Origin of the sequence: Bacillus inaquosorum (genome assembly GCF_023238325.1) — a bacterium.
Classification (GTDB): domain Bacteria; phylum Bacillota; class Bacilli; order Bacillales; family Bacillaceae; genus Bacillus; species Bacillus inaquosorum.
In genome coordinates this window covers 3,004,393-3,019,021 of sequence record NZ_CP096592.1, presented here as the reverse complement: position 1 = coordinate 3,019,021, position 14,629 = coordinate 3,004,393, and the positions used below count along the sequence as shown (strand labels likewise).

At 45.0% G+C, this 14,629-nt stretch carries 15 protein-coding genes; 14 read left to right on the top strand and 1 reads right to left on the bottom strand.

Annotation, left to right across the window (positions count from 1 at the left end):
- Positions 1-3 precede the first annotated feature (3 nt).
- Together mbcS and M1M80_RS15295 are read left to right on the top strand one after the other, a co-directional pair.
- Positions 4-1,593 (top strand): acyl-CoA synthetase MbcS, encoded by a 1,590-nt coding sequence (gene mbcS / locus M1M80_RS15300; RefSeq protein ID WP_060399279.1) that lies wholly within the window; start codon positions 4-6, stop codon positions 1,591-1,593.
- A gap of 20 nt (positions 1,594-1,613) precedes the next feature.
- The gene (locus tag M1M80_RS15295; RefSeq protein ID WP_060399278.1) at positions 1,614-3,200 is read left to right on the top strand and encodes an amidohydrolase; all 1,587 of its coding nucleotides are present in this window, start codon (positions 1,614-1,616) and stop codon (positions 3,198-3,200) included.
- A gap of 35 nt (positions 3,201-3,235) precedes the next feature.
- Here the strand turns inward: M1M80_RS15295 and M1M80_RS15290 are convergent, their stop codons facing one another.
- A complete protein-coding gene (locus M1M80_RS15290) occupies positions 3,236-4,039 on the bottom strand; it encodes an NAD kinase (protein ID WP_003237863.1) in 804 nt (267 codons plus the stop codon).
- A gap of 185 nt (positions 4,040-4,224) precedes the next feature.
- Between M1M80_RS15290 and sppA the strand changes: the two genes are divergently transcribed.
- The 12 genes from sppA to M1M80_RS15235 all read left to right on the top strand — a co-directional run bounded on the left by sppA (position 4,225) and on the right by M1M80_RS15235 (position 14,606).
- Positions 4,225-5,232, top strand: a complete 1,008-nt coding sequence (gene sppA / locus M1M80_RS15285; RefSeq protein ID WP_060399277.1) for a signal peptide peptidase SppA — start codon at positions 4,225-4,227, stop codon at positions 5,230-5,232.
- Between the two features lie 12 nt (positions 5,233-5,244).
- Positions 5,245-5,739, top strand: coding sequence for an RDD family protein (locus M1M80_RS15280; RefSeq protein ID WP_060399276.1), 495 nt, complete (start codon positions 5,245-5,247; stop codon positions 5,737-5,739).
- 74 nt (positions 5,740-5,813) lie between these two features.
- On the top strand, positions 5,814-6,494 hold the full coding sequence (locus M1M80_RS15275) for a DUF2953 domain-containing protein (RefSeq protein WP_060399275.1): 681 nt from the start codon (positions 5,814-5,816) through the stop codon (positions 6,492-6,494).
- Between the two features lie 13 nt (positions 6,495-6,507).
- Positions 6,508-6,963, top strand: coding sequence for a GerW family sporulation protein (ytfJ, locus tag M1M80_RS15270; RefSeq protein WP_003237853.1), 456 nt, complete (start codon positions 6,508-6,510; stop codon positions 6,961-6,963).
- A 108-nt stretch (positions 6,964-7,071) separates the two neighbouring features.
- Positions 7,072-7,575: a thiol peroxidase gene (gene tpx / locus M1M80_RS15265; protein ID WP_003223506.1), complete on the top strand. Its 504-nt coding sequence runs from the start codon at positions 7,072-7,074 to the stop codon at positions 7,573-7,575.
- Between the two features lie 60 nt (positions 7,576-7,635).
- On the top strand, positions 7,636-8,622 hold the full coding sequence (locus M1M80_RS15260) for a class I SAM-dependent methyltransferase (RefSeq protein ID WP_060399274.1): 987 nt from the start codon (positions 7,636-7,638) through the stop codon (positions 8,620-8,622).
- Between the two features lie 347 nt (positions 8,623-8,969).
- Entirely contained in the window at positions 8,970-10,157 is a 1,188-nt protein-coding gene (locus M1M80_RS15255) for an acetate kinase (RefSeq protein ID WP_003223511.1), read from the top strand.
- An 85-nt stretch (positions 10,158-10,242) separates the two neighbouring features.
- Entirely contained in the window at positions 10,243-10,755 is a 513-nt protein-coding gene (locus M1M80_RS15250; protein ID WP_003237846.1) for a MogA/MoaB family molybdenum cofactor biosynthesis protein, read from the top strand.
- A 168-nt stretch (positions 10,756-10,923) separates the two neighbouring features.
- Positions 10,924-12,135, top strand: coding sequence for an argininosuccinate synthase (locus tag M1M80_RS15245; protein ID WP_003237844.1), 1,212 nt, complete (start codon positions 10,924-10,926; stop codon positions 12,133-12,135).
- Positions 12,132-13,517 (top strand): argininosuccinate lyase, encoded by a 1,386-nt coding sequence (argH, locus tag M1M80_RS15240; protein WP_003237842.1) that lies wholly within the window; start codon positions 12,132-12,134, stop codon positions 13,515-13,517. The genes M1M80_RS15245 and argH overlap by 4 nt, the downstream gene beginning before the upstream one ends.
- A gap of 64 nt (positions 13,518-13,581) precedes the next feature.
- Positions 13,582-13,713 (top strand): hypothetical protein, encoded by a 132-nt coding sequence (locus tag M1M80_RS21570; protein WP_003237840.1) that lies wholly within the window; start codon positions 13,582-13,584, stop codon positions 13,711-13,713.
- A gap of 125 nt (positions 13,714-13,838) precedes the next feature.
- Positions 13,839-14,606 carry an SDR family oxidoreductase gene (locus tag M1M80_RS15235; RefSeq protein WP_003237838.1) on the top strand — a complete coding sequence of 256 codons (768 nt, stop codon included), beginning with the start codon at positions 13,839-13,841 and terminating at the stop codon, positions 14,604-14,606.
- Positions 14,607-14,629: the final 23 nt, after the last annotated feature.

Here is a 14,629-nt window from a genome sequence, read left to right as displayed (position 1 = left end):
TTCGTGTTAAAACGAGAAGATCTAATTGCCCCTAAGCAATATAATTTAGTAAATGAAATGGAAAAGTTCAGTGCCGCTGGACAAAAAACCGCCCTTCTATGGGAGGATGAGTCAGGCAAGCAAGAATCTTGGTCATATGAAAAGCTGATGGAAGAAACAAATAAAATCGGAGCGGCTTTGGCTGACCTTGGATTTAAAAAGGGAGACAAGCTGATTGTAATGGTTCCGCGGGTGCTTGAAGCCTATGCTGTTTATTTGGCTATCCTGAAATCAGGAATGGTAGTCATTCCATGCTCTGAAATGCTTCGTGCGAAAGATCTTGAATACCGGATTGAACATGCCGAAGTGAAAGGCGCTATCGTCTATTCTGCATTTATTGGCGCTTTCCGTGATGTCAGTACTGCTGACAAACTGATTAAGCTCTCTATTGGCGAAAACGATGCCGGCTGGAAAAATCTCTTATCGATTGAAGCGGACGGAAGCCAATTCCAAACAGCAGACACAACAAGAGATGATATGGCTTTCTTATCTTATACATCCGGAACAACAGGTCAGCCTAAAGGTGTTGTACATACACATGGTTGGGCATTTGCTCATTTAAAAACATCTGCCGGCGCTTGGCTTGATATTTCTGAAAAGGATACCGTCTGGGCAACTGCTGCCCCAGGCTGGCAAAAGTGGGTGTGGAGCCCATTTTTAGCGGTGCTCGGCAGCGGTGCAACTGGTTTTGTGTACCACGGAAGATTCAAAGCAGAAAAATATTTAGAACTTTTAAACCGGTACAAAATCAATGTCTTCTGCTGTACGCCGACGGAATACCGCTTAATGGCGAAGGTCGAAGGCTTGGACCGCTATGATCTTTCTGCCCTGCACAGCGCCGTTTCCGCAGGCGAGCCGCTCAACCGTGAAGTCATTGATGTTTTTCAAAAGCACTTCGGCATTAAGGTGCGGGACGGATATGGCCAAACAGAAAGCACGCTTTTAGTTGGTGTCTTAAAAGATATGGATATTAAACCTGGAAGCATGGGAAAACCGACACCGGGAAATCAGGTGGAGATCATTAATGAAGACGGTGAAATCTGCAAACCTGATGAGGTTGGAGATATCGCTGTTCACCTCAGCACGCCGGCGCTCTTTAAAGAATATTATAAAGATCCGGATAGAATGAAAACACAAATTCGCGGCGAATATTTCCTAACAGGAGACAGAGCAAAAAAAGATGAGGATGGTTACTTTTGGTTTGAAAGCCGAAATGACGATATCATTATCAGCTCCGGCTACACGATCGGGCCATTCGAAGTGGAAGACGCGCTCGTTAAGCACCCTGAAGTAAAAGAATGTGCTGTCGTCGCAAGTCCTGATGAAATCAGAGGCTCCATCGTTAAGGCGTACGTTGTCCTGCAAGATCACGAAAAACGCAGTGATGAGCTTGTCAAAATTCTGCAAAATCATGTGAAGACCATTACCGCTCCATACAAATATCCTAGAGAGATAGAATTTGTGGAAAGCCTGCCGAAAACGGCTTCTGCAAAAATCAGACGAGTGGAATTAAGAAAACGTGAAGAACAGCTCAAAGCCAATAAAAAGGCGTAAAAGAAAGAGAGTGAACGTGAATGAAGGCGATATGGCACGGCGGTTTCATTTATACGATGCTCGCAGAAGGCGATCGGACAGAGGCAGTTTATGTTGAGGATGGTGTCATAAAGGGCATCGGCAGCTATGAGCTTCTGAAGAAAAAGTACGGGTCTCCGGAAACAGAAGAAATCAGCCTGGACGGGGCAGTGATGTTTCCCGGATTTGTCGACAGCCATTTACATTTAATCGGCCACGGGGAGAAACAGCTTCAGCTCGATCTGTCTGCACTGACGTCGAAGGAAGCTATTTTGCAGGCTGCGAAGGAAAGAGAGCGGCAGCTGCCTGAAGGCGATTGGCTCATTGGAGAGGGCTGGAATGAAAATCAGTTTGAGACACCGGACTATTTGACTAAGCATGATCTTGATCGTTTATTTCCCGACAGGCCCGTCTTGCTCAAGCGAATCTGCCGGCATGCGATAGCTGTCAATTCTGCTGCGCTTCAAGCGGCAGGGATTTCACAAAACACTCCTGACCCTGACGGCGGAGTCATCGTAAAAGATACAAATGGCGAGCCGGCCGGGCTTCTGTTTGATAAGGCGCAGGATTTGATTCTGAAGGCTGTCCCGCCAGTCTCCCAGCACTATGTTGATGAGGCGCTTACGGCTGCGATAGAAGATTGCTGGACGAAAGGCCTGACGGGCGGACATTCGGAAGACTTGTCCTATTATGGTGATGCTTCGGTGCCGATGAAAGCTTATGGGAAAGCTGCCGCCAGCGGAAAGTATCCGTTCCGCTGTCATTTGCTCGTTCATCACGAAGCAGTCGATCGATGGGAGCAGCTGGAGAAGCCATCCGGTCCGTATGTGGAGTTCGGTGCGATGAAAATCTTTGCTGACGGAGCGCTTGGCGGAAGAACGGCTTTATTAAAAGAAACATATCAGGACGATCCATCCACTAATGGTGTTCAAGTTCATGATGATGAAACCCTTGGCCGGCTCATTCAAAAAGCGAGAGAAAAAGGCATGGAGGTTGCCGTTCATGCAATCGGCGATTTAGCTTTTGAAAAAGTGCTGAATGCAATTGAGAAGCATCCGCCCCGAAACGGTCGGCATGATCGGCTGATTCATGCCCAAGTGCTGGATGATGAATTAATCGAAAAAGCAGCACGCATGCCGATCGCGCTTGATCTTCAGCCTCATTTCGTTGCCAGTGATTTTCCGTGGGTCATTGACCGTCTTGGAAAAGACCGGATGAACACAGCCTTTGCGTGGAAAACGCTCATGTCTAAAGGCATTTTATGCGCGGGCGGCTCTGACGCACCGATTGAGCCAGTTGACCCGCTTCTTGGCATTCAGTCCGCGGTGCTCCGGAAAAGCAGCCATGAGGTAAACGGTCCGAGCTATAATGAAAGCGAATGTTTAACTGTGTATGAAGCGATTAAGCTCTATACAGAGGGAAGCGCCGGGATCATTTATAAAGAGAAGACACGCGGAAAAATTGCCGAAGGCTATGACGCGGATTTTACGGTTCTCAGCAATGATCCGTTTACAATTGATCCTGCACAGCTTCATCTTTTAGACATTAAAAAAACCGTGATCAACGGCCAGATTGTATATGAGAAATAATAAAAGGACAGGCAGCTGCCTGTCCTTTTCATTTCCTATAAAAAAGTACGCTTCACTTTCTCCCAAAATGAATTGTCCTTTAGTTTGACTGTTTTGATTTTCTTATCAGACAGTTTAATTTCGATCGTTTTCACGTTTCTCGTACTGAGTGCTTCATTGTCCAAGCCGATGATCGGGTGCTCATTGCCGTCTTGCACCACTCGAAGGGTCAGCTTTCGGTCCGAGCTAAGGACAAATGGCGAGCCGAGTGTCCGGTAGGTGTTATTGTTCAGGGAAGCAAGCTCAGATACCTGCATACATGGGAGCAGCGGATCAACAACCGCTCCTGCAACGGACTTGTTATATGCAGTGCTGCCTGTAGGTGTTGAGATAATCATTCCGTCTCCCCTAAATGTTTCAAAGTGCAGATCATCGATCAGCACGTCCATCACAAAGGTTTTTATGATGCTTGAACGGATGGAAACCTCGTTTAAGCAGTGAAAAGGGCTGGCGTTATCGACTGTCACTTCAATCAGCGGATATTTTCTGACTTCAATTTGTTCAAACGTCATCGCATCGACCATTTTTTCGCGCTCATCACTATGAAAGTCGCAATATAAATGAGCTTTCCCCTTTTTGGTAATGCCGACGTACAAGCAGTCGTCCCGGAAATTCGTCTTTCTGACTGCCTGCAAAAATGTGCCGTCCCCGCCAATGCTTGCGATAATATTGGCGTCTGAGTGCTGATTCACAACGGTAAATCCATACTCTTCAGCCAATTGCGTTAAGGAGCTGACTTGTTCGTTTGTTTCCTGGTCCTGCTTGTGAAAAAAATAAACATTACGGCGTTGATCGGTCATATCCCATTTCCCCTTTGCTGTCATATTTAAGTTTTTCTGCCATCCAGTATTTGTGATAAAATACCTTTGGCCATAAGTGTACCACGTTTACCGGCAGCCCGTTAAGCCGGAGCTTTCTCATCAATTGAAACATTTTTCATATTGAATCGTATAATGAGAGGGTTTGGGAAAAAGGAGGAGAAAAAATGAATGCAAAAAGATGGATCGCATTAGTTATTGCCTTGGGGATTTTCGGCGTGTCTATCATCGTCAGTATCTCAATGAGTTTCTTTGAAAGCGTCAAAGGGGCTCAAACGGATCTCACATCACTGACGGATGAATCGCAGGAAAAGACGCTGGAAAATGGCAGTCTCTCAAGTAAAATTGCCGTATTGGAGGTCAGCGGCACCATTCAGGATAATGGGGATTCAAGCAGTCTGCTCGGTTCAGACGGATATAACCACAGAACGTTCTTAAAAAACCTTGAACGTGCAAAAGATGACAAGGCAGTCAAAGGCATCGTTCTGAAGGTGAATTCTCCGGGCGGCGGAGTATATGAAAGTGCTGAAATACATAAGAAGCTGGAAGAAATCAAGAAAGAAACGAAAAAACCGATTTACGTGTCGATGGGATCGATGGCAGCATCCGGCGGTTATTATATCTCAACGGCGGCTGATAAAATTTTTGCGACACCGGAAACTCTGACTGGGTCACTCGGCGTCATTATGGAAAGCGTCAATTATTCAAAGCTTGCTGATAACCTCGGCATTTCTTTTGAAACAATTAAGAGCGGGGCTCATAAGGACATTATGTCTCCTTCCCGTGAGATGACGAAAGAAGAAAAGAACATCATGCAATCCATGGTTGATAATTCGTATGAAGGCTTTGTTGATGTCATTTCTGATGGCCGCGGCATGTCGAAAGCAGAGGTAAAGAAAATTGCGGACGGACGCGTGTATGACGGACGGCAGGCGAAAAAACTGAACCTCGTTGATGAGCTTGGTTTTTATGACGATACCATTTCAGCGATGAAAAAGGATCATAAGGATTTGAAAAACGCCTCTGTCATTTCTTACGAGGAAAGCTTCGGTTTAGGCTCACTGTTTACCATGGGCGCGAACAAAATGTTTAAGAGTGAAATCGATTTTCTGAACATGAGAGAAATTCTTTCACAATCCGGTTCGCCAAGAATGATGTATCTCTATGCGAAGTAGGAGGGATCAATAATGGACGCGACATATGAAGAGTTAGAGCGCAATGACATGAAAGGCCCGCAAGAAGCGGAGCAGCTGACACATGCCTATGCGGGCTTTTGGGTTCGTTTCTGGGCTTTCCTGCTTGATTGGCTTGTTGTATGGGGATTAAATCATTTACTTGTTTCTCCCCTCTTTACCGTATTGGATCTGCCGAAAACATCCGGCATGTTCACCTTCTCGGCCTACAGCGTGACAACGCTTGTTGTGTATCTTGCCTATTTTGCGCTGATGACAAAGTGCTTCAGGCAGACGCTTGGAAAAATGGTGTTCGGCCTCAAAGTGGTTTCTGTGAAGGCGGATCGTAAGCTGACATGGAGCACAGTGATTTTCCGTGAAGTGGTCGGACGATATATCGATAAGATTTGGATTTTATATATCGTCGTTGCTTTTTCACCCACAAAGCAGGGAATTCATGATTACATTGCAGATACGACTGTGGTGCATGAAAAACTATACCGCAAATAACTGATAAACCCGGACCCCGTCCGGGTTTATTTTTTTCTGAATTGGCGATAATGCTCCTAGAGGAAGTGAAGAGTATGGTATATGTGCTGACAGCCATTCTTATTCTAATAGGTATCGTGCTGCTTCTCAGAATGAAAATTTATGTCGCTGCAGAGTATCTTCACGCTGATGATAACGACAAAATAACTTTGAAGATCACAGCGCTGTTTGGCCTGATCCGGGTTAAAAAAACAATTCCGGCGATTAAGGTGAACAAAAATGATGGAACAGTCGATCTCAAACAGAAATCAACATCTAAAGTGAAAAAAAGCAGCAGCAAGAAAAAAATTACGTTTGATGATGTGCAGCAAACTATCAAAAAAATTGAAATGCTTGTACATCAAGTTACTAATTTAAGGAAAACCGGCGCTTCTATTCTGGCGCATTTGCATATCACAAAACTCGAATGGGTTACAGTTGTCGGAATTCAGGACGCAGCAGTGACAGGTGTGTTAACAGGTGCTGTATGGGGTGTGAAAGGCGGTATCGCTGCGATGCTGTACGACCATCTGGACTTTGTGAATAAACCCGTCTATGAAGTGATTCCGTCGTTCCAGGTCCCTGTCTCCAAGACCCATTTTCAGTGTATATTCTTTTTTCGCTTTGGACATGCTATGCTTGCAGCTTTCAAATTCGTCAAATACGGACGGGAGCTATCCGCATTAAAAAAGAATCCGTCGTCTCGAATGACTTCAAAGAATGATTCATCAGTTTAAGGAGGAAGCGTAAATGGCAGACCATCCCATCCAAGGTTTAATGAAAACCGCAATGGAAAACTTGAAGGAAATGATTGATGTTAACACCATCATCGGAGATCCGGTTGAAACGCCGGATGGAAGCGTGATTTTAACTGTTTCTAAAGTTGGATTCGGATTCGCCGCAGGCGGAAGCGAGTTTGGCCAAAAGCCGGCAGAAAAGAAATCAGAAGACGATGAGACAAGAGAACAAAAACTTCCTTTCGGAGGCGGAAGCGGGGGCGGTGTGTCCATTACGCCGATCGCGTTTTTAATTGTCGGATCGACCGGCATCAGAATGCTTCATTTAGATGAAAATACCCATTTGATTGAGAAAATTTTAGACGCTGCCCCCCAAACTCTTGAACGCATCCAGCAAATGTTCAAGAAAAATAACAAGAACCAAGGCCAGGGCCAAAATCAAAACCAAATGAACAATATGAATTATTAAAGAAGGTTAACTGCGCCGGCCGCAGTTAACTTTTTTTTGGCATAAACTTTGCAGTTTGCAGGAAACTTTACTATGATAGAGACATACATACAAAAGGGAGGAATTATAATGGCTGAAATTACATTTAAAGGCGGTCCGGTTACACTTGTCGGACAAGAAGTGAAAGTAGGAGATCAAGCCCCTGATTTCACAGTGCTGACTAACAGCCTTGAAGAAAAATCGTTAGCTGATATGAAAGGAAAGGTAACGATTATTTCTGTTATCCCTTCAATTGATACAGGTGTTTGTGATGCACAAACACGCCGTTTTAACGAAGAAGCTGCAAAGCTTGGAGATGTCAACGTCTATACAATCAGTGCAGACCTTCCATTTGCACAAGCGCGCTGGTGCGGTGCTAACGGAATTGACAAAGTGGAAACGCTGTCTGACCATAGAGATATGTCATTCGGCGAAGCGTTCGGTGTGTATATTAAAGAACTTCGTCTGCTTGCGCGTTCCGTATTTGTCCTTGATGAGAACGGAAAAGTCGTTTACGCTGAATATGTAAGCGAAGCAACAAACCACCCGAACTATGAAAAGCCAATTGAGGCTGCCAAAGCATTAGTGAAGTAAGCAGGGAAAAAAGCTCCTGGCTGCCGCCGGAGCTTTTTTTATGGCAAGGAGGAACACAAGATGCAAAAAGACCATGTAGGCACGGTGTACGAGCTATTAGACGAAGCCGTGATCATCATAAAGAATGAATTGCAAATTTCATATATAGAGGCGTTGGCTGAAGCGGGAGAAATGTATTTTCTTGAAAAAGCGGATCAGCTGAAACTGCCGGATAAGAAAACCGAACAGCTTCAGGCGCTGCTTGAAAAAGCGGAATTCGGCACATATGAGCACGAGTGGGTGCGCAAAGCTTTTCAGCTTGCTGTCCTGAAAGGGCTGAAAGATATCTCCCATCCGAACAGACAAATGACGCCGGACACGATCGGGCTTTTCATCAGTTATTTGGTGAATAAGTTTATGGCGGACAAAAAGGAACTGACGGTTCTAGATCCGGCTGTGGGAACGGGAAATCTTCTGTTTACCGTGCTGAACCAGCTATCTGAAAAAACGGCGAATAGCTATGGCATTGAAATTGATGACGTGCTGCTGAAGATTGCGTATGCCCAAGCGAACCTTCTGAAAAAAGAGCTTGAGCTTTTTCATCAGGACAGCCTTGAGCCGCTGTTTATCGATCCTGTTGACACGGTCATATGCGATCTGCCGGTCGGCTATTATCCGAATGACGAAGGAGCAGAAGCGTTTGAGCTCAAAGCGGACGAAGGCCATTCCTTCGCGCATCATCTGTTTATTGAACAGAGCGTCAAGCATACCAAACCGGGCGGCTACTTATTTTTTATGATCCCGAATCAGTTGTTTGAGAGCTCCCAAAGCGACAAGCTGAAACAGTTTTTCAAAGATAAGGTTCATATTAACGCCCTGTTGCAGCTGCCAAAATCCATTTTTAAAGACGAGGCTCATGCCAAAAGCATTCTTGTGCTTCAGAAAAAAGGAGAGGAGACGAAAGCGCCAAGTCAAATTCTGCTTGCGAATCTTCCGTCTTTCTCCAATCAGAAGTCGATGCTTGATATAATGGCTCAAATGGATACGTGGTTTAAAAAAGAAAAATAGATGGTAAATAGCAGCTTAGGCAGCCGTCATATGATGGCTGCTTAGGCTGTTTTTATTATGGCTACTTGACGATCGGGCTGACGAATTGAATCCGTCTTTGAAACACAAAATACAGAAGGGTAAACCGCAAAATGTAAGCGTTCGCCAATAAGAAATCTATAGGTAATATGTCTGAAAATAACGACTTCTCTTTGTAAGCGCTATCAATACACAAGTTGACTTGAAATGCCGACATGACAATGTTTAAATGGAAAAGTCAGATATTTTTCGGAGAAGATGATGAGATTCACCGGGAAAAAGTACGAAAAAACGAAGTTGTTGATACAGAGTATAAAGGAGCGTCAATCATGTCCAAAATTATTGCAATTAACGCAGGAAGCTCGTCTTTGAAATTTCAGCTTTTCGAAATGCCTTCAGAAACCGTTTTAACGAAGGGTTTAGTTGAACGAATTGGTATCGCCGACAGCGTATTCACGATTTCTGTAAACGGCGAAAAAAATACAGAAGTAACTGATATTCCAGATCATGCGGTAGCTGTTAAAATGCTGCTGAATAAGTTAACGGAATTCGGCATTATTAAAGATTTGAATGAAATTGACGGAATTGGCCACCGCGTCGTGCACGGCGGAGAAAAATTCAGCGATTCTGTTTTATTGACTGATGAAACCATTAAGGAAATTGAAGATATTTCTGAATTGGCACCGCTTCACAACCCGGCAAATATCGTTGGAATTAAAGCGTTCAAAGAAGTGCTTCCAAATGTTCCTGCGGTTGCTGTTTTTGATACGGCATTCCACCAAACAATGCCTGAACAGTCTTACCTGTACAGCCTGCCGTATGAATACTATGAAAAATTCGGCATCCGTAAATACGGCTTCCACGGCACTTCACATAAATATGTGACTGAGCGCGCGGCAGAGCTTCTCGGCCGTCCGTTAAAAGACTTACGCCTGATTTCCTGTCACCTTGGAAACGGCGCAAGTATTGCTGCTGTTGAAGGCGGAAAATCAATTGATACATCTATGGGCTTTACGCCGCTTGCAGGTGTTGCAATGGGTACACGCTCTGGAAACATCGACCCTGCCCTGATCCCATACATCATGGAGAAAACAGGCCAGACAGCTGACGAAGTACTGAATACATTAAACAAAAAAAGCGGCCTGCTCGGCATCTCCGGTTTCTCTAGCGATCTTCGTGACATCGTTGAAGCAACGAAAGAAGGAAATGAGCGCGCGGAAACTGCTCTTGAAGTCTTCGCAAGCAGAATCCACAAATACATCGGTTCTTATGCTGCAAGAATGAGCGGTGTTGATGCGATCATCTTTACTGCCGGTATCGGTGAAAACAGTGTGGAAGTCAGAGAACGCGTGCTTCGCGGCTTAGAATTCATGGGCGTGTACTGGGATCCTGCGCTTAATAACGTGCGCGGCGAGGAAGCTTTCATCAGCTATCCGCATTCTCCAGTAAAAGTCATGATCATTCCGACTGATGAAGAAGTCATGATTGCGCGCGACGTTGTCCGTTTAGCAAAATAAATCGCATGAAAGCACATTCTCTTGAATGTGCTTTTTTGTTGATGCATGATAGTGACAGACAGAAAAAAATAAAAGAGGTGGGCCAATGAGCGTTCAAGAGCATAAACAGGAAGCTCCCGATATCGTTCGGTGCAAAGTGATTACAGTCAGTGACACGAGGACAGAAGAAACGGATAAAAGCGGCAAGCTGATGATGTCGTTTTTAGAAGAAGCCGGTCACCACATTGCTGCATATGAAATTGTAAAAGACGATAAGGATGCTTTGCAGCGGGCTGTGCTTGCGGGCTGCATGGATGAACAGACAGACGCGGTTCTCTTAAACGGAGGGACAGGCATAGCAAATCGGGATGTCACAATTGAAGCCATTACGCCGCTGTTTTCGAAAGAGCTGCCCGGCTTTGGAGAAATATTCAGGATGCTGAGTTATACAGAGGATATCGGATCTGCCGCAATCATGTCGAGAGCCACTGCTGGCGTCATCCAGCATACAGCCGTTTTCTCAACGCCAGGCTCAAGCGGCGCGGTAAAGCTGGCAATGAATAAGCTGATTATTCCCGAACTTGCACATGTAATTAGAGAAATCAGAAAAGACAAGTAAATGAATAAATACTATAACTTCACCTGGAAATTTAGGTGAAGTTTTTTTTATAAAAGGCTTGAAAAAACGAAACGTACTTGTTAAAGTGTATACATACAAAATGTATTTTTATTAAATATAATTTATTTTTATACAAAAAAGAAACACGGTTGAGAGGGGATTTTTATCATGTCAGAACAGAAAAAAGTCGTATTAGCATACTCAGGAGGTCTTGATACTTCCGTTGCAATAAAATGGCTTCAGGAGCAAGGATATAATGTAATCGCATGCTGCCTGGACGTCGGTGAAGGCAAAGATTTGGCATTTGTTCAGCAGAAAGCGCTGGAAGTCGGCGCGACAAACTCCTACGTGATCGATGCGAAAGAAGAATTCGCACAGGACTACGCGCTTATCTCTCTGCAGGCCCACACGATGTATGAAGGAAAATATCCGCTCGTTTCGGCATTATCTCGACCGCTGATTGCAAAAAAACTGGTTGAAATCGCGGAAAAAGAAGATGCACAGGCGATTGCACACGGATGCACAGGGAAAGGAAATGACCAGGTTCGTTTCGAAGTCTCTATTAAATCATTAAACCCTGACCTTGAAGTCATCGCGCCGGTTCGCGAATGGCAGTGGTCACGTGAAGAAGAAATTGAATATGCGGCAAGCCGCGGCATTCCGATTCCGATCAATCTTGACAGCCCGTATTCTATCGACCAAAACCTGTGGGGACGCGCAAATGAGTGCGGCATTTTAGAAGATCCATGGGCGGCGCCGCCAGAAGGCGCATACGATTTAACAGCTCCGCTGGAAAAAACGCCGAACACGCCGGAAGTGATTGAAATTGCATTTGAACAAGGTGTGCCTGTCTCCATTGACGGCGTATCCTACTCGCTTTCTGAACTGATTTTGAAGCTGAATGAAATGGCAGGCGCACACGGTGTCGGACGTATCGACCACGTGGAAAACCGCCTTGTCGGCATTAAATCCCGGGAAGTATACGAATGCCCTGGTGCGATGACACTAATCAAAGCGCATAAAGAATTAGAAGATTTGACACTGGTTAAAGAGGTGGCTCACTTTAAACCGATCATCGAGCAAAAAATGTCAGAAATCATTTACAACGGCTTATGGTTCTCACCGTTAAAAGACGCGCTGCACGCTTTCTTAAAAGAAACGCAAAAACATGTTACAGGCATTGTCCGCGTGAAGCTGTTTAAAGGCCATGCGATTGTAGAGGGACGTAAATCAGAATACTCTCTATATGATGAAAAACTTGCAACGTATACAAAAGACGATGCGTTTGATCACCATGCGGCAATCGGGTTTATCGAGCTTTGGGGACTTCCGACAAAAGTGAACAGCATCGTGAAAAAGAAGGAGCAGATTAAAGCATGAAGAAGCTTTGGGGAGGCCGATTTCAAAAAACACCGGAAAAATGGGTCGACGAGTTCGGCGCGTCCATATCATTTGACCAAGATTTAGTCACTGAAGACATTACAGGGTCTCTCGCACATGCTGCTATGCTGAAAAAATGCGGTATCCTGACAGCGGAAGAAGAGCTGAAAATCCGTGAGGGACTGAAAACCCTTCTGAAAAAAGCAGAGGAGGGAGCATTGGAATTCTCAGTCGATTATGAGGATATACATTTGAACATTGAGAAAATGCTTATTGATGAAATCGGCCCTATCGGCGGCAAGCTGCATACCGGAAGAAGCCGTAATGACCAGGTCGCGACTGACATGCATTTATATTTGAAAAATCATGTCGGCCACATCATTGAACTGATTGAGGCATTCCAAAGCGCGCTGGTCGAAAAGGCGGAAGCGAATATCGAAACGATTCTGCCGGGCTACACACATCTGCAGCGTGCCCAGCCGATTTCATTCGCTCACCATCTGCTTGCGTATTTCTGGATGCTGGAGCGCGACAAGGAGCGTTTTCAGGATTCAATGAAGCGGATTAACAAATCTCCGCTCGGCTGCGGAGCACTCGCGGGAACAACCTTCCCAATCGACCGTGATTATTCAGCAGAACTGCTCGGTTTTGATTCCATTTATGAAAACAGCCTGGACGGCGTCAGCGACAGAGATTTCATTTTGGAGTTTTTAAGCAACAGCAGTATGCTGATGATGCACCTATCCCGTTTCTCTGAAGAAATCATTCTATGGTGCTCTCAGGAGTTTAAATTCATCGAGCTTGACGATACGTATGCAACGGGAAGCAGCATGATGCCGCAAAAGAAAAACCCTGATATGGCAGAGCTGATCCGCGGCAAAACGGGACGCGTATACGGCGATATGATGGGGCTGTTTACAATCATGAAAGGTCTTCCGCTCGCTTACAACAAAGACCTGCAAGAAGACAAAGAGGGCATGTTTGACACGGTGAAAACGGTTGAGGGCAGCCTGCAAATCTTCACAGGCATGATCCAAACAATGACTGTAAACAAAGACGTCATGAAGCAAGCGACAAAACAAGACTTTTCAAATGCGACGGAATTGGCCGATTATTTAGCGAAAAAAGGAATGCCGTTCAGAGAAGCGCATGAAGTGGTCGGAAAACTTGTGTACACATGCATTGAAAAAGGGATCTATTTAAGCGATATGCCGTTTGGTGATTTTCAGCAGGCGAGCACGCTCTTCGAAGAAGATATTTACACTGTGTTAAACTCTTACCATGCAGTTGAAAAAAGAATGAGCGCCGGAGGCACCGGATTCAAACAGGTGGAGCAGGCGCTTGAAAAAGCGAAAGCTTGCGTGGCAGCAGGAGTTTGCTAAAATTTCCTTCATAAAATCCCGTCATTATAGCCAACCTACCTCTATAATGATGGGAGGCAGAAGGATGAAAAAAGAACCGGAACGCTATATTTATGATGAACAAGAAAGCCAGGAGACAACAAGGCTCATTTCAGAAGCATATCAAAGCGGTTATGTCGATATGCCTGATCAGGAGTCTTCATCTTCTGCAGAATAAGCTGTCTGTACAGGCAGCTTTTTTTGTATGTCAAAGTGTAAAAAGTGATATTGATGGGCTTTTATAGTAAAGTAGAAAAAGAAACACTTTATGAAAGCGGCGACGTTGCTTTGGGAGGTATTCATGTGCGACATGCTTTAATTACTGCCGGTTCGAAGGGTTTAGGCCGCAAAGTGACTGAGACGTTGCTTGCAAAGGGGTATTCAGTAACAGTCAATTACAGGCAGGATGAGGAGGCTGTGAGCCGCCTGAAGGAAGCCTGTCCTGATTGTCTTGACCGGCTGCAATTTGTAAAAGGAGATGTCACCAAAAAAGAAGATCTGCTGCGTATTGCAGAGACTGCTTTAAACCGCTTCGGAAGGATCGACTTTTTGATTAACAACGCGGGACCATACATATTTGAACGTAAAAAATTAGCCGATTATACTGATGATGAATGGTACGGTATGCTGGAAGGAAATTTAAGCGCCGTCTTTCATTTATTCAAAGCGGTTATTCCTATTATGAGAAAACAGCAATTCGGCCGCATCATCACGTACGGATTTCAAGGAGCGGCGCACGCACCCGGCTGGCTTCACCGATCGGCATTTGGCGCTGCGAAAGTGGGTTTGGCTTCTTTGACGAAGACCATTGCCATTGAAGAAGCCGAATTCGGCATAACCGCCAACATGGTTTGCCCGGGGGACATTGTCGGGGACATGAAGGAAGCGTCAATAGAGGAAGCCAGAAAGCGGATCGGCAAAGAAAAAACGCCGATAGGGAGATCCGGTACAGGCGAGGATATCGCCCGGATTATTGCCTTCTTGTGTGAAGAGAATTCAGACCTTGTGACAGGGACTGTCATTGAAGCCACCGGAGGCCTCAATGTCATTAATAAGAATCAAACAACATAAGTTTTTCAGCTTTTTGAAAAGGG

Excerpts from the sequence above, each read along its gene's own strand:
- M1M80_RS15295 (WP_060399278.1), top strand. The coding sequence starts at position 1,614 with ATGAAGGCGATATGGCACGGCGGTTTCATTTATACGATGCTCGCAGAA.
- M1M80_RS15290 (WP_003237863.1), bottom strand. The coding sequence starts at position 4,039 with ATGACCGATCAACGCCGTAATGTTTATTTTTTTCACAAGCAGGACCAG.
- sppA (WP_060399277.1), top strand. The coding sequence starts at position 4,225 with ATGAATGCAAAAAGATGGATCGCATTAGTTATTGCCTTGGGGATTTTC.
- M1M80_RS15280 (WP_060399276.1), top strand. The coding sequence starts at position 5,245 with ATGGACGCGACATATGAAGAGTTAGAGCGCAATGACATGAAAGGCCCG.
- M1M80_RS15275 (WP_060399275.1), top strand. The coding sequence starts at position 5,814 with ATGGTATATGTGCTGACAGCCATTCTTATTCTAATAGGTATCGTGCTG.
- ytfJ (WP_003237853.1), top strand. The coding sequence starts at position 6,508 with ATGGCAGACCATCCCATCCAAGGTTTAATGAAAACCGCAATGGAAAAC.
- tpx (WP_003223506.1), top strand. The coding sequence starts at position 7,072 with ATGGCTGAAATTACATTTAAAGGCGGTCCGGTTACACTTGTCGGACAA.
- M1M80_RS15260 (WP_060399274.1), top strand. The coding sequence starts at position 7,636 with ATGCAAAAAGACCATGTAGGCACGGTGTACGAGCTATTAGACGAAGCC.
- M1M80_RS15255 (WP_003223511.1), top strand. The coding sequence starts at position 8,970 with ATGTCCAAAATTATTGCAATTAACGCAGGAAGCTCGTCTTTGAAATTT.
- M1M80_RS15250 (WP_003237846.1), top strand. The coding sequence starts at position 10,243 with ATGAGCGTTCAAGAGCATAAACAGGAAGCTCCCGATATCGTTCGGTGC.
- M1M80_RS15245 (WP_003237844.1), top strand. The coding sequence starts at position 10,924 with ATGTCAGAACAGAAAAAAGTCGTATTAGCATACTCAGGAGGTCTTGAT.
- argH (WP_003237842.1), top strand. The coding sequence starts at position 12,132 with ATGAAGAAGCTTTGGGGAGGCCGATTTCAAAAAACACCGGAAAAATGG.
- M1M80_RS21570 (WP_003237840.1), top strand. The coding sequence starts at position 13,582 with ATGAAAAAAGAACCGGAACGCTATATTTATGATGAACAAGAAAGCCAG.